Below are 15147 nucleotides of genomic sequence, written 5' to 3'. Positions count from 1 at the left end.
AAGCAGTAGATTGATATGTTTCCTAAATATGCCTTAGTAACAGCAGCTATTTCTGCAGCCTTCATTGCCTTTGAAGCACAAGCAAAAACCTTCAAATACGAAATTCAAGATATTACTTCATCTAATGCCTCATTACAGTATCCAGGCCTCGACTTAAATGGAGCCGACTCTGCAACACTGATCATTGATCAAGCAGATCCTTCATCTCCCGCTGTGATAACCTCGCTAGATGTAAACTTCCCCAATGCATCCAAATTATCCGTAAGGAATTTCAACTCCACTAATGGATTACACCGGGCCACAGTTGGCAACACCTGGGTATACCGCCAACTCAACATTGAAGTGCATGGTGTAGATTTTCAAAATTCTAGCGATCAGAATATTTACATTGACGGCTTTGTATCTGAAGCAGAGAGTTTTATCGGTGCAAATCAACCAGGAAACCAAGGACAGCCATTATTTCATGTCGGAGGTCGCTTGGTTGATGTAACCCCAGGAAAAGTCACTGATATTAAAATTCTTACTCTCGACGGGAACAGGCTCAGATTATCACTAAACGACAAGATAGCGGCGAACCCAAACAACAACCATGAGAGTGTCATCGTTATTGATTCACTATGGTTTGGAAACGGGGAAGCAAAGCTATACATCCCGATCCCTATGGCTAACAATGAAGCTAAATTTTCTGCGCCATACAAACTCAACATATCTACAACTTCTGGTCCTGAAGGGGATGAACACTTCATTCATGTACTCGCAAAAGACGAGCGCGGCAACGAATTCCCCACCGCGGAATTCCCCCTCCAGCATCTGCTCGAGGAAGCTTACCGTAACCACCAATAGTTTTAGTTAAACCCTAATACTCTAAAAGTGGAAATGAGTGGCTTTGCTGGATTTATTTTACAATACTCCTTCAAAGTCACTTCCATATCTATACTCTTTATCCAGAAATGGAAAAGTCTAAAACCAACAGCTCTATAAATTTCCAATTGATCATGCTGAGCGACAACAACGTTGACAAACCTGTTGCTCCCAGCCGACTGATGATAACTACTGATAAGCTCTTCCAATGTCAGATTGAACATCTCAGATCAGTAACATAAAGCCTTTTAGCGGGTCTTTAACCACCTAAACCAGCGCATTCACTTCCACCTTGATCCCCACCGGATCAAAAAATACCAACTGCCTTAGATTACGGCCCGGTACATCCCTTTGCTCGCTGGCAACACCCATCGAATCCAACTGTTGTTTTATCGGTTGAAGATCCTCGGTAAGGAAAGCCATATGGTCCAAATAGGGCTTTGTAGCTTGTTGCTCAGAGACTTCTCCCTCCATGAGATGGACAATCGGTTTGCCATTACCGTAAAGCCAAAATCCGTTGTTTTTAAGGTTTGGTCGCTCTCCCTCTATAAGACCAAGAACATTTGTATAGAAGTCCCGCACCTGCAGCAGTTGACTCCAAGGTGCAGTAATATTGAAATGGTCCAATTGCATAACGCTTCCCTGTGCTATTTCCTTTATAAGATATAGGCAAAAGATAACCCGTTTACGAGCCTATCGCGATCTATTCACAGCATGTCTTAAAAGCAGGGCTTCCTTGCCTCCCCAGTTAAATCTGACTCGATATTGTGATTTAAGCCCGGCAAAAAATGTTTGCCGGGCCCGGGTATTAACTACACGACGCCGTTGCGGCGCAGTTGGTTAATTTGCTGCTCATCTTTTCCCAGTAACTCGCGCAGTACTTCTTCAGTGTGCTCACCCAATACCGGTGGAGCCTGCTGGTAATCGAGGGCAGATTCGGAAAAGAGTACCGGGTTGCGAACAGTTTTTACTTTGCCGGCTTGCGGGTGATCCTGCTCCACCACCATACCTCGCGCTTGCACCTGTGGATCGGCAAAGACCTCTTCGAGAGTATTGATCGGTCCGCAAGGCACATGGGCTTCGCTGAGTTTTTCCAACCACCAGGCAGAGTTCTGCTTGCGGGTGGCATTCTCAATTTGAGGGATCAGCTCATCGCGGGCTATTACCCGTGAGGAATTACTGACATAAGCGGGATTTTCTGCAAGCTGTTCTATACCCGCGATCTTACAAAAACGCTTGAACTGGTCGTCGTTGCCAACCGCCAACATAAAATAGCCGTCTTGCGAGGGCACAGCCTGGTAAGGCACGATATTGGGGTGGCCTGTGCCCTGGCGCTCGGGACTTTTGCCCGAGGTGAGGTAGTTCTGGGCCTGATTAGCAAGCCAGGACACCTGGGTATCCAGCAGGGCCAGATCGATATGCTGCCCCACTCCCGTCTGCTGGCGGTGCACTACAGCGGCAAGCACCGAGGAAACCGCATACATGCCCGTCATCAGGTCGGCAACGGCCACCCCCACTTTTTGCGGCCCAGCACCAGGCTGCCCTTCGGGCACACCAGTGATACTCATCAATCCGCCCATCCCCTGAATCATGGCATCGTAGCCGGCGCGGTTTTTATAGGGGCCCGTTTGACCGAAGCCGGTAATGGAACAATAAATCACTCCAGGATTAATGGCCTTGATAGCGTCATAATCCAGGCCGTATTTTTTTAGGCCACCTACCTTGTAGTTCTCCAGAAGAATATCGCAGCGGGCAGCCAGTTGTTTAATCAAGCCCTGGCCGGCTTCCGTGGTGATATCTACAGTGACCGATTTCTTGCCGCGGTTGGCGCTCAGGTAATACGCAGCATCGGCGGTGTCATTGCCCTCGGCGTCTTTGAGGTAGGGAGGGCCCCAGTGACGAGTGTCATCACCGCGCTCAGGGCGCTCCACCTTAATCACTTCGGCGCCAAAATCGGCGAAAACCTGTCCGGCCCAGGGGCCTGCAAGAATACGACTGAGATCGAGTACTTTGAGATGCGCGAGCGGTCCTGCCATAACTTCCTCGTTTCACTAATACGGGGTGCATCCCCGAAAATTTTTGCGGCAGACTAACAGATATTCCCGATATGCGCCCAGCTTGGAAGACTATTGAATTGGCCTTACACTGCGGGAGCAATAAAAATAAGGAGGCATAGCATGGCTGCTATAGAAGCCCAAAAATTCGAATCTTTCCGCGACTTTTACCCATTCTACCTGCAAGAGCACAGCAATCTAACCTGCCGACGATTGCACTTTATTGGTACCAGCCTCGTATTTGCCACCGTGATCGCAGCGATCAGCACAGGCAATATGCTGTGGTTTGCCGCTACACCGCTGGCTGGTTATGGTTTTGCCTGGATTGGGCATTTCTTTTTTGAACACAATCGTCCTGCCACTTTTAAGTACCCCTTTTATAGTTTTATGGGGGACTTTGTGATGTTTAAGGATATGCTGTTGGGGCGTATTGAACGCTGAACTCGCCTATTTTTTGTGGGCCGACAGGCCGTATTTACGCAGCTTGTTGGCCACAGCGGTATGGGAAATGCCCAACTCCTTGGCTAGCTCTCTAGTAGAGGAGCGCCCCACCAACAATTCACTGAGTAATGATCGCTCCAGCTGCTCCATCATCTCTTTGTAGCTGAGCCCCCTGCCCCATTCCCGCCAGGGTAAACTCGCCGACACGGTTAAGTCCGGAAGGTCCTCAATATCTATTGTGCTGGCGCCACGACGTTTACAGCTGCCCAGGGCAGCTGCCAGGTAGTCACGTAAACCATTGAAGTTTTGCGGCCAGTCATGACGGCGAATCAGTTCGAGCACCTCCAACGCCAAAACAGGCGCCTCCTGATCGGGGAACTCCTGTCGCAAGAGTGTTTCAGCAAATCGTGGTAGCGCCGGTCGCATATTGCGCAAAGGAGGCAAGACCAAGGAGAGCGCACTAAAGTGCTGAGCTAGAGCCGGCACCAATGACCGAGGCTCGGAACAAGTGGCCACTAAGCGTATTGAAGGTGGCAGGCCGCGCAAACGGCGGGCGATTGTCAGCTGGGCCTCGCCATCCAGCTGGTGAAGATCCTCCAAAATTAAGGTTCCAGTTGAGCGCAGATGCTTGGGGATTTCCATTTTCCCATTCTGGGGCACAATACGGTGGCAATCTGCACGGGCAGCAGCGGGTGATAAATAATGCACCGCACAGGCAAAAGTAGTTTTACCGGTCCCCGCCTCGCCACAAACCAGCAAAGGAGAATTCAATTCAGAGAGGTCCTGCAGTTGCAGGCAAGTCTCCCGGCGTAAATCAAAATCCCACAGCGCCACAGGGCGTGGAAGTCCTGCAGCAAACTCACTTTTCTCCGCAGGTTGCATACGCAACACGGCACCGGCCAAAGAGTCCACATCACCAGTGTTATCTAAGGCTATCGGTGACCAGTCCACTCGGAAATTTTGACCCCGCACCACAACCGGGAGCCCAAAACGGGGCACCGCAAAATCTCTCAGCAGCTCGGCCACTTGCATCAACGGTAGAAAACGCTGTAACTGTAAACCCGGTACCCGATCGAGACTGACCCCGAAGGCGCGCGCAGCAGCAACGTTAGCGGCAATAACCCGGCCGGCATGGTCCACGCTGAGCACTGGATCGGTCACGTGCTGTAAGAGGGTATCCAGTTCAAAATATCGCCGTTCCAAGGGTAGCAACGAGATGCGCCTGACCCTTTGGACACCGGGAACACGGTAGAGAGACTTCTCAATAGCCTGGTACTGGGTTGTGAGCATACCTGGCGCCAACAGGTAGACCTTATCTCCACTGTCCCCCCCCAGCTCCCCAGAGGTTACATTAATCCGATATTCGCCAAATATTTGCATAATTTCATGCAAAATACCGACACGATTAGCGCAGGTTATTTCGACTCTCACCAGCCCACCTGTAAAGTTTTCTTTACAAAAAGTGTAAGAGGTTTGTATTGGAGGGCGCAATACCTCCACGCTAAGCCTCCCCTAAAGGCAGGCCTCTGACTAAAAATAGAGGAGACACATAACAACAAGGATTCAGCGGCAGGGCCACTAGCCTTCAACACTTGGAGAGACTGGCAGGCCGCAGGAGACAAAATCATGAAAAAAGAAGCAGCCAAGAAGAGCACCCAGTACGTGGCCCGAGAGCCCAACGCCGAGGGCTTTATTGAGTACACCGAGCTGGAACATCAAACCTGGCAGCGCCTGATAGAGCGCCAGCTAGAGGTATTGCCCGGTCGCGCTTGTGATGAGTATATGCACGGCCTTGAGCTGCTCGACCTGCCCCGCGATCGCATCCCCCAGCTTGAGGAAATCTCCTCTGTACTGCGCCGGGAGACTGGCTGGGAAGTGGCACGTGTACCCGCTCTGATCGGCTTTGAAACCTTTTTTGGCCTGCTCGCCGATCGCAAATTCCCTGTTGCCACTTTTATTCGCACCCCTGAGGAATTCGACTACCTACAGGAACCGGATATCTTCCACGAAATTTTTGGCCACTGCGCCATGCTCACCAACCCGGCCTTCGCCAACTTTACCGAGAAATATGGCCAGTTAGGTCTAAAAGCCTCCCCTAAAGAGCGTGCTTATCTGGCGAGACTCTACTGGTTCACCGTGGAGTTCGGTCTGCTCAGCACCGAAGACGGCCTGCGTATTTACGGAGGCGGTATCCTTTCCTCTCCCAAGGAAACCCTCTATGCACTGAGTAATGAACCAGAGCGCTTCGACTTCAGCGCCATCGACGCACTGCGCACGCCTTATCGTATCGACATTGTGCAGCCGGTTTATTATGTACTGAACAATTTGCAGCAGCTGCAGGAGCTTACCGAAATTGACCTGATGGCCATGGTGCGCGAAGCCATTGAGCTTGGTTTGTTCGAGCCCCGCTTCCCACCGAAGAATGCCGCCTAAAAGTTATCTGCCGGGCGCTACCGCAGCGCCCGGCACTCTCTCCCATATCCTTTCAATACCCGCATCCACTTCCTATTTGCACAAAGTGCTCTCATTGAAGTTGCACTTGGGGAAAATTCCACTACCGGCGCAATTCCCATGAGCCTATCGTTACGTCAGGTGGAAAAGGAAGAGGCAAACTACCTGCCAGCCTTCTAACCACCCAGAACATCAAACCACCGCCAGGGCAATGCCAGTGAGGGCTTCTACTTCGATACAGGGACACAAGACCCTAGGCCAAGGGAGCGCTGTAGCACTATGTCCTCACTTGACGCGATTGATAGACACCTGCTCGCTATTCTGCAATCGGACGTCAGCCTTTCTATTGAGGAGCTGGCGGAGCGTGTGGGACTCACAAAGACCCCTTGCTGGCGCCGGGTGCAGAAGCTGGAAAAAAGCGGCATCATCCGCCGCAAGGTCGCCCTGCTCAATGCGGAAATTCTGGGCCTGCCAGTTTCGGTGTTCGCCCAGGTAAAAACCGACCAGCATACCCCGGAGTGGGCAGAAGCCTTCTCAAAGCATGTAGGACAACTACCGGAGGTGGTGGATTGTTACCGAATGGCCGGGGACTACGACTACCTGCTGCGAGTGGTAGTGAGCGATATTTCTGCCTATGACCGCTTTTACAAGGAGTTGATCAGGCACGTAGGCATCAGCGATATCATTTCAAATTTCGCCCTGGAGCAGATCAAAAGCACCACTGAGCTGCCCATTCCCTCAGAAAACCAGGAGTGATAAGGGTTTAGCTGTTCGCCCATCTGTGGATAATGATGAGACCTCGCTCACTTTCAAGGATGACTTGTGGCGGACAGCTCCCTCTTCCAATCCTTCTTTCTCATTTTTAGTGGCGCCGCGATAGTTGCCACCCTGGCACTCTTCGGCCGCCAACCCTTATTAGTCGCCTATATCGCCCTGGGTGTACTGCTGGGACCATCTGGGCTTGCGGTCATCGATAATCTGCGCCTGCTCTCAGATATGTCCAACGTGGGCATCATTTTCCTGCTGTTCCTGCTGGGGCTGGATATGCAGCCCCAGGCATTGGTCTCGGTGCTGCGCAAAGCCACTTTTGTTGGCATTATCAGTTGCGCCATCTTCCTGGGTATTGGTTTTTCTATCGGTCAGCTGTTTGGCTTTACCACCATGGAGAGCTGGGTGATCGGTATGGCCTTGATGTTTTCCAGCACCATTATCGGTATCAAGTTATTGCCTACCACGGTACTACACCACAAGAAGCTGGGGGAGTTGATGGTGGGCCTGTTACTGTTTCAGGATTTTGTCGCCATCGTCTGCTTGATGATTCTGCTCAGTGACAGCAGTGGGGATATGCACCTGGGGCAAGTAGCCCTATCTTTCGGGGCCCTGCCCTTATTAGTAGCGTTTGCCTGGGTAGTGGTGAAATACCTGTTGCTGCCACTATTTAGCCGTTTCGACCGTTTTCACGAGTATGTGTTTTTGATGGCGCTGGGCTGGTGCATGGGCATGGCGGAACTGGCGGAAACGCTGGGGCTGTCGCGGGAGATCGGCGCATTTATCGCCGGCATCACCCTCGCTGCCAGCCGGATTTCCCAGTACATAGCCCTCAACTTGAAACCCCTGCGGGATTTCTTTTTGATCCTGTTCTTCTTCAGCCTTGGCGCCCAGTTCAAACTGTCAATGCTGCCGGAAATTCTGGTTCCTGCACTGGTAACTGCCGTGGTGGTGCTGCTAGCCAAGCCGGTGGTATTCCGCTATCTACTCGGTGGCCACAGCGAACTCAAAATATTGGCCTGGGATATCGGCTTCCGCCTGGGGCAAATCAGTGAATTCTCCCTGCTGATCGCCCTACTGGCCTTTAGCCAGAATCTCATCGGCAGCGAAGCCTCGCACCTGATACAGGCCACCGCCATCCTGACCTTCCTGGTGTCCTCTTATATCGTGGTGATGAATTTTCCCAACCCTATCGCCACCAAAGACGAACTGCGCAGGGATTAAACCTGCGCAGGCCTGACTAGGGATTTAATCGCTACTTTCGCTTTCACCAACAGTAAGGGAATATCCTTTCCGAACATCAGGTAAAGGCAGGGAACCAACAAAAGAGAAATAGCTGTAGCTGCGAGGATTCCGTAGCCGAGGGAAATTGCCATCGGAATCATAAAGCGCGCCTGCACCGAGGTTTCAAAAATCATCGGCACCAGGCCGCAGAACGTGGTAACCGTAGTCAGCACAATTGGGCGAAAACGGCGCGCCGCTGCGCGCTTAATTGCAGTTTCCAGATCAGCACCCTCATTGCGCAAGCGGTTGCTGTATTCGATCATCACCAGGGTATCGTTAATAACCACCCCGGCGAGCGCCACCATACCCAGCAGGCTCACCATACTGAGGCCATAGCCCATCCCCAAATGGCCAAGCAATGCGCCGATCACACCGAAGGGAATGGCAATCATCACAATTAATGGCTGTATATAGCTCTTCAGCGGAATCGCCAGCAACAGGTAGAGCACCGCCATAGCCAGCATAAATGTCATCCCCAATGAGGCGAGTCCCTCACGCTCATCCGCCTGACGTCCCTCATAGGAGATACCGAGGCCGGGAAATTCCGCTTTCAGTTGCGGCATCACACTGATATTCAGCTCGTTAATCACCAGTGCCGCCTGATCGCTGGGCTCCACATTAGCAGTAACCGTGGTCACCCTACGCCCTTCGCGACGGTTGATTTTGGCGTAGGCCCGCCCCTGCTCAATTTCGACCAGGTCGAGAAGTGGCAGCCACTGGCCATTGCCGGCGCGGATCATCATATTGTGTATATCGTCCATCGTAACCCGCTCAGTTTCCGGCAGGCGCACCATCACCTTCACCTGGTCGCGTCCGCGCTGTTGACGCAAGGCTTCGGCCCCATAGAGGGAGGCACGCAGCTGGCGGCCAATTTCCTCCGCAGAAACGCCCAAGCTCTTGGCCGTTTCCGTCAGGGTCAAGTCGAGCTGGGTTTTACCAAGAGAAATACCTGCATCGATGTCGCTGACATTGGGGAATTTCTCCAGCTCACCAGCCAAGCGTAATGCGGCCTGTTCCAGTATGTCCGTATCCGTGTGGCGGAGCTCTACAGTGAGAGAGGAACCGGCACCGGGCCCACCGCGATCGGATGCAGTAATTGCGCTGAGAGAACCGGCTATCGGCCCTACCTCCCTTCGCCACTGACGTACAAACTCCCCGGTAGAAAAACTGCGCTGATCCGCCGCAACAAAATAGGCATCCACCTGAATCGCATCATCCCCGATCAGGCCACGACTACCGAGGAAAACCTGATCCCGATCATATTGTTCGAGCACTCTATCGGCCGCATCAATAATCTGCGCCCTCGCTTTTTCCAACTGCTGTTGAGGGGTACCGGTAGGGAAAGTTACCGCGAAACGTCCGGAATCCCGCTCCACTCGCGGCATTAAGGTAAAGCCCATACGCCCGCTGGCCGCATAGCCCGCCATCACCAACAAGATGGCAATAGCGATGGCAATGGTGCTGTAGCGGTGCGCTACACAAAGGTTCAAAAAGGGACGGAAACGCCTCTGCACAAAACGGTCCAGACCACGAGCCAACAATTTTTGTCGAGCGGCGAAGCGGCGGGCCCGCCGGCTCTTATAACCCCGACGTGAATGGGCCAGGTGCGCCGGCAAAATAAACAGCGCCTCCACCCAGGAGATGATAAATACCGAGCCCACCACGAAAGGAATTACGCCAAAAATCTTGCCCATAAAGCCGGGCAATTCCATTAAAGGAATGAAGGCGACGATATTGGTGAGGATGGCAAAGGTCAGTGGTACCGCTACCTGGCGAGCACCGGCAATAGCCGCCTCTATATTGCTATAACCTTTCTGCCGCCATTCGTGAATATTTTCCCCCGCGATAATGGCATCATCCACCACAATACCCAGGGCGATAATAAAGGCGAACATACTCACCATGCTGATTGAGATATCCAGCCCAGGCAGAAACAGCAGTGAACCGAGGAAACTGGTGGGAATACCGAGGGTCACCCAAAATGCCAGACGCAATTCCAGGAAGGCACCGAGTACCACAAATACCAGCAGCAGGCCGATAAATCCGTTCTTCAACAGCAGAGAGAGGCGCTCTTTAAAGATCTCCGAGTCGTCATCGCGAATGGTCAGCGTCACTCCTGGCGGCAGGCTGGCTCTGACCTCATCGATCACTTCCCGCGCCGCCTCGCTGACACTCATCGGTGTCTGCTCACCTACGCGGTAAATTTTGATACTGACGGCGGGCTCCCCGTTAAACACCATATTGCGCGCCTCGTCCTCGAGGGCATCGCTGATATTGGCGATATCACGCAGATACACCGGGCCGCCGCCACTGCCACGGGTCACCACCACATTGCCGAACTCGCGCGCCCAATCACGCCGCTCGGTAACCCGAACCAGGATTTCGCCGGCATTGGATTTAACACTGCCGGAGGGAATATCCACCGCCGCGTTTTTTACCACCTGGGCAACTTCTGTCAGAGTCAGGCCATAGCGCCGCAAATCGTCGCGGCGTATCTCAACGGCCACTTCCAGATCTCGAACGCCCTGGGCCTCCAACTGGGTGATACCGCTGTGCGCCTCCAGTTTGTCGTACACCTGCATGGCCAGGGCGCGCAAACTGCGATCATCCAGATTGCCATGCAGGACCAGGTCCAATACGTCGCGCTTGCGCTCGGCCAGACTCACCTGTGGGCGCTCAATGTCACCGGGGAAGGTGGTCACCGAATCAATGGCCTGCTGAATATTCTGAAAAACCAAATTGGCATCCGCATCGCCCTCAAGTTCCAGAATCAGTGAAGCGCTACCCTCGTTGGCCGCACCGCGCATCTCTTTAATGCCAACAATACCCTGTACCGCCTGTTCGGCGGCCACCAATACACCACGCTCCACCTCTTCCGGACTGGCGCCGGGATAAGAAATGGAAACCGTCACCCTATCCAGACTGAACTCAGGAAAAACCTCTTTCTTCACCACCAGGGAGAAAACCAGCCCGCCCACAATCAGGACCAACATTAACAGGTTGGCGGTTACATGGTTGCGCGCCATCCAGGCGATAGCGCCCTGGCGGGTATCAATAGTCGCATCACTTCTTTTGCGCTCAGTCATTGTCACCCCCAGTTTCACGGCGCCGCGCTCCGGCACCTGGGGCCTCACTGGCTGAAGCGGCAGCATCGGCGGGCAGCTCTTTGACCGAACGGGGGCCTGCGGCAATCCGCACCGGCATACCTTCAGTAACAGTGATCAGGCGAGTCGTAACCAGTGTTTCGCCACCGTTTAGCCCCTTATCGAGCACAGCAAAATCGCCGCTGGTATAGGCAACCTCAACCGGCTGGATACTGGTGCGATTGTCGCGCACTACCCAAACCAGGTTGTCATCTTGCAGGGCCGTAAGGGGGATTCGCACCAGCGCCTCCTCAGCTCGTGAGACAATTTCCACCCTGGCCAAATCATTCAGCAAAAGCTGCGGCTGAGAGGGGTCCAATACAGAGAGAGGATCTTTCAATTCCACCAGTACGCGTGCCAGCCGCCCCTGCTCCTCAAGCACCGGTATCACCCGAACAAACTCTCCCTGGCGGAAACTGCCGGCGGACCACTGACTGCCATAAATGCGGACTTCCACATCGCCGCTATCCAGACGGTGTAATTGGCTAGCAGGTACCTCAACAGCAATCTGGAAGCGGCTAGCGCTGGCCAAACTGTAGAGATTAATCCCGGGGGATACTCGATCCCCCACATCCACATTACGCGCCACCACCAATGCGTCAAAAGGAGCACGCACTTCGGTCAGGCGCAGATTGCGCTGCGCCAGAGCCACCTCGACCTCCGCCGACTGCACGGCTGCTTCGGCTGCAGCTTTCTGGGGTTCACGCAATACCAGTGCGCGGTCGGCTTCTCCCAGAGCAGTGCCGAGCAGCTCGTACTCTTCCTGTGCCACCTGCTGCTGCCCCAACTCCTGCTGTAACTCCGCACGCCGGCCAGCGAGGGTGCTCTGAGCGGATTTCAGGGCCAATTGGTAGGGTTCAGAATCAATACGCAGCAGCACTTTACCTTTGGGTAGAACCGCGCCCGGCCCCAGATCGTAGTCGAGCCATTCCACCTGCCCGTCTACCAAAGGCTGCAACTCCGCCAATTCGCGCGCGGTCACTTTTCCCAGGGCGCTTAAAGTCATGGGGAAACTCCCCTGCTCCGCCACGGCCACATCCACTGCCGGCGGTGGCATCTTGCGCTCACCGCGAGAGACTGTGGGTTTCTCCCGCAGCATCCAGGCGGCAATCACAGCTGCCAACACCAGTAAAGCCACAGGTATGAGCGAGCGCGGATTGAACTTCTTTAACATCAACTATTTCCCTCCAAATACAGCTCCAGGTCTGCGGGCTCCGGTTCGGGCAGGTCTTGCTGCGGCAGCCCCCCGGACAGTGCACGATATAAGGTGACTCGGTTTTGCAGCAGCTGGCGTTCGGCAGACAACACTTCACGAGCCAGGCTCTGCTGTTCGGTGGTAGCCGTCAGCAGATTGAGAAAATCGACAGCACCGCGTGTATAGGCACGGTTGCGCCGCTGCACGATCAGGTCGGATAAACGCTTTCGTTCTCGCAGATGTTCGAGTTCCCGATTCAAGGCACCTTCGCGAATCAGGGCCTGCTCGACTTCTGACAGTGCCTGATTCACGGTTTCTCGATATAGCGCCCAACGTTCCTGCAAAGCCGCATCCTGTTGCTGCCTTGCGGAACTGAGCGCACCGCCATCGAAGATCACCCCTTCCAGGGAGGCGGCGATAGCCAACAGCCAGTTCTCGGTAATATCACTGATGAGGCTGGTACCGTTACTGGCCACAGCGGATAGACTCAGTACGGGCAGCCTGTCCGCCCAGGCCTGATCAGCCAGGTGGTAATCCTGCACCAGCTTGCGCTGGGCTTCCCGTACATCTGGGCGCCGTAGCAACAGTTGCGATGGGATGCCTGTATCAGGCAGGGCCGGCAAAAACGGCAGACTCGCCTCTTTGTGGATATATCCAGTCAACTGATCCGGATTGACGCCCAGTAAAGTGGCCAGTTGCACCTTCAGCACTTCAATATCGGCGCCTGTCTGTTCCAGCTCCTGCTCAGAGCGCTGCACCAACTGGCGTTGCTGCAGCACATCGGCGGCATCGCTGACCCCGCGTGCAAAACGCGACTCCAGCACCCTGAGAGACTTCCGATTAATTTCCAGCTGCTGCAGCAGTAAGTTGTGCTGCCCCCACTGTTCGCACAGCTGCAACCAGGTTGAGGAGACTTCCGCCGCGAGGCTCAGAGCGGCGGTCTGTAGATTTTGCTGCTGGGCCTGAAGCCCTGCCTCAGCCGCGCTGGCTCCGGCGCGCACGCGTCCCCAGAGATCCAGCTCATAACTGGCAGCGATACGGGTACTCCAGCTGTTACCCTCGTTGGAAGGGTCGGTAAATTCCCCAGAGGAGTAGCGCTGCTCGGTATTTTCTATCTGGGCCGTCACTCGGGGGAACAGCCCTGAACGGGCTCCACGGGCCGCCGCCGCAGCTTGGCGCAGGCGCCAATAGCTGGCCTGCAAGCTGGGATTATCCCGCAGAGACAGTTCTACCAGCTGGTCGAGCTGAGGATCTTCAAACCCTCGCCACCACCGGACATCGGCCGCCTCAGTACCCGAGGCGCTGAATGTCTGCGGCAGAGACAAAATATCCTGCGGCTCGACAGTCTCAAGGGGCTGAGAGGAACAGCTGGCCAGCAGTGGAACACAAATTGCCAAAACACGGTAAAAGCCCAAGAAAAATCACCGGAAAAGTTTTTAAAAACAGGAAAAACAGAGAATTATTGCGCCCATTATCTTCCGACAAAAATAGCTCGCAAGGCGTTTTACCCTTGTTTACACAGCCATGCTCAAACCAGTCTAAATTTTGCTGCCGTTAGGAGTGCCCCATCGCAGCTACTTAGGTATGATGCGCCACAATAAACTGAATGGTCACTGGGTTTTGCCGCGGGATGCTTGCCAATGTCCCTTTCAAGATTCGGCAACTTTTTGCCGGATTGGCGACAAACCCCAGTGCCGATTAATAACGGAAGAAGTAGAAGAGACTAGCCATGAGTAAACATCAGCCACTCGCCCACTGGGACGATATCCTGCTGCTGGACCAGCAGTTGACCGACGAAGAACGCATGGTGCGCGATGCCGCACGCGAATACTGTCAGAACAAGCTGATGCCGAGGGTCTTGGAGGCCAACCGCCACGAGATTTTCGACCGTGAAATCATGAGCGAAATGGGCGAGCTGGGCCTGCTGGGCTCCACCATCGAAGGCTACGGCTGTGCCGGTCTCAACTACGTTTCCTACGGCCTGGTAGCCCGCGAAGTCGAGCGAGTGGACTCTGGCTACCGCTCCGCAATGAGCGTGCAATCCAGCCTGGTAATGCACCCGATCTACGCCTACGGCAGCGAAGAGCAGAAGCAGAAGTACCTGCCCAAACTGGCCAGCGGTGAGTGGGTTGGCTGTTTTGGCCTGACCGAGCCGGATGCAGGTTCCGATCCCGGCGGTATGAAAACCCGCGCCAAAAAAGTAGACGGCGGCTACCGTATCAGCGGCGCCAAGATGTGGATCACCAACAGCCCCATTGCCGATGTATTCGTGGTTTGGGCCAAAGATGACGAAGACATCATTCGCGGTTTCGTACTAGAGAAGGGTATGGAAGGCCTGAGCGCGCCGAAGATCGAGGGCAAGTTCTCCCTGCGCGCCTCCATCACCGGCGAGATCGTGATGGACAATGTCTTCGTACCCGAAGAAAACAAGTTCCCCGAAATTGGCGGACTGCGCGGCCCCTTCGGCTGTCTGAATCGCGCCCGCTACGGTATTTCCTGGGGCGCCATGGGTGCCGGTGAGTTCTGCTGGCACGCAGCGCGCCAGTACGGCCTGGACCGCAAGCAGTTCAACCGCCCACTGGCTCAAACCCAGCTGTTCCAGAAGAAGCTGGCCGACATGCAAACCGAAATCACCCTGGGTCTGCAGGCTTCCCTGCGCGTTGGCCGCATCATGGATGAGAACAAGCAGTTCGACCCCACCATGATCTCCCTAGTGAAACGCAATAACTGCGGCAAGGCCCTGGATATCGCCCGCGTTTCCCGCGATATGCACGGCGGCAATGGTATCTCCGACGAGTTCCACGTGATTCGCCATGTGATGAACCTGGAAGCGGTAAATACCTACGAGGGCACCCACGATGTTCACGCCCTGATTCTGGGCCGTGCCCAAACCGGCCTACAAGCGTTCGTCTAACGCCTCACCGGGCGCCACCCGCGGCATACGCGGGTG

At 54.3% G+C, this 15147-nt stretch carries 12 protein-coding genes; 6 read left to right on the top strand and 6 right to left on the bottom strand.

Going from position 1 to position 15147, the window contains the following annotated elements; all coding sequences use genetic code 11:
- Positions 1–15 precede the first annotated feature (15 nt).
- Positions 16–843, top strand: coding sequence for a hypothetical protein (locus tag MJO52_RS09795; RefSeq protein WP_252085755.1), 828 nt, complete (start codon positions 16–18; stop codon positions 841–843).
- A 285-nt stretch (positions 844–1128) separates the two neighbouring features.
- Here MJO52_RS09795 and MJO52_RS09790 read toward each other — a convergent pair whose 3' ends face one another.
- Both MJO52_RS09790 and MJO52_RS09785 read right to left on the bottom strand, forming a co-directional pair.
- The gene (locus tag MJO52_RS09790; RefSeq protein ID WP_252085754.1) at positions 1129–1494 is read right to left on the bottom strand and encodes a VOC family protein; all 366 of its coding nucleotides are present in this window, start codon (positions 1492–1494) and stop codon (positions 1129–1131) included.
- A 179-nt stretch (positions 1495–1673) separates the two neighbouring features.
- On the bottom strand, positions 1674–2897 hold the full coding sequence (locus MJO52_RS09785; RefSeq protein WP_252085753.1) for a CaiB/BaiF CoA transferase family protein: 1224 nt from the start codon (positions 2895–2897) through the stop codon (positions 1674–1676).
- Between the two features lie 141 nt (positions 2898–3038).
- On the opposite strand from MJO52_RS09785, the gene MJO52_RS09780 reads away from it, so the two are divergent.
- Entirely contained in the window at positions 3039–3356 is a 318-nt protein-coding gene (locus MJO52_RS09780) for a DUF962 domain-containing protein (RefSeq protein ID WP_252085752.1), read from the top strand.
- 6 nt (positions 3357–3362) lie between these two features.
- Here the strand turns inward: MJO52_RS09780 and MJO52_RS09775 are convergent, their stop codons facing one another.
- Positions 3363–4787 carry a TyrR/PhhR family helix-turn-helix DNA-binding protein gene (locus MJO52_RS09775; RefSeq protein ID WP_252085751.1) on the bottom strand — a complete coding sequence of 475 codons (1425 nt, stop codon included), beginning with the start codon at positions 4785–4787 and terminating at the stop codon, positions 3363–3365.
- A gap of 195 nt (positions 4788–4982) precedes the next feature.
- On the opposite strand from MJO52_RS09775, the gene phhA reads away from it, so the two are divergent.
- The 3 genes from phhA (at position 4983) to MJO52_RS09760 (ending at position 7799) form a co-directional block, all read left to right on the top strand.
- Entirely contained in the window at positions 4983–5789 is an 807-nt protein-coding gene (phhA, locus tag MJO52_RS09770; protein ID WP_252085750.1) for a phenylalanine 4-monooxygenase, read from the top strand.
- Between the two features lie 297 nt (positions 5790–6086).
- Positions 6087–6563, top strand: coding sequence for an Lrp/AsnC family transcriptional regulator (locus tag MJO52_RS09765; protein ID WP_252085749.1), 477 nt, complete (start codon positions 6087–6089; stop codon positions 6561–6563).
- Positions 6564–6629: 66 nt separating this feature from the next.
- Positions 6630–7799 (top strand): cation:proton antiporter, encoded by a 1170-nt coding sequence (locus tag MJO52_RS09760; protein WP_252085748.1) that lies wholly within the window; start codon positions 6630–6632, stop codon positions 7797–7799.
- Here MJO52_RS09760 and MJO52_RS09755 read toward each other — a convergent pair.
- The 3 genes from MJO52_RS09755 to MJO52_RS09745 are packed head-to-tail and all read right to left on the bottom strand — an operon-like array spanning position 7796 to position 13612.
- Positions 7796–10945, bottom strand: coding sequence for an efflux RND transporter permease subunit (locus MJO52_RS09755; protein ID WP_252085747.1), 3150 nt, complete (start codon positions 10943–10945; stop codon positions 7796–7798). The genes MJO52_RS09760 and MJO52_RS09755 overlap by 4 nt on opposite strands.
- Positions 10938–12176 (bottom strand): efflux RND transporter periplasmic adaptor subunit, encoded by a 1239-nt coding sequence (locus MJO52_RS09750; protein WP_252085746.1) that lies wholly within the window; start codon positions 12174–12176, stop codon positions 10938–10940. Before MJO52_RS09750 ends, MJO52_RS09755 begins: the two co-directional genes overlap by 8 nt.
- Positions 12176–13612: an efflux transporter outer membrane subunit gene (locus MJO52_RS09745; protein ID WP_252085745.1), complete on the bottom strand. Its 1437-nt coding sequence runs from the start codon at positions 13610–13612 to the stop codon at positions 12176–12178. Before MJO52_RS09745 ends, MJO52_RS09750 begins: the two co-directional genes overlap by 1 nt.
- A gap of 314 nt (positions 13613–13926) precedes the next feature.
- Between MJO52_RS09745 and MJO52_RS09740 the strand changes: the two genes are divergently transcribed.
- Positions 13927–15111: an acyl-CoA dehydrogenase gene (locus MJO52_RS09740; protein ID WP_252085744.1), complete on the top strand. Its 1185-nt coding sequence runs from the start codon at positions 13927–13929 to the stop codon at positions 15109–15111.
- The last annotated feature ends 36 nt before the right edge of the window (positions 15112–15147 follow it).

Origin of the sequence: Microbulbifer variabilis (assembly GCF_023716485.1) — a bacterium.
Lineage (GTDB): Bacteria > Pseudomonadota > Gammaproteobacteria > Pseudomonadales > Cellvibrionaceae > Microbulbifer > Microbulbifer variabilis_B.
Note: the sequence above shows the minus strand (reverse complement) of the source record. Positions and strands in the feature narration are given on the sequence as shown.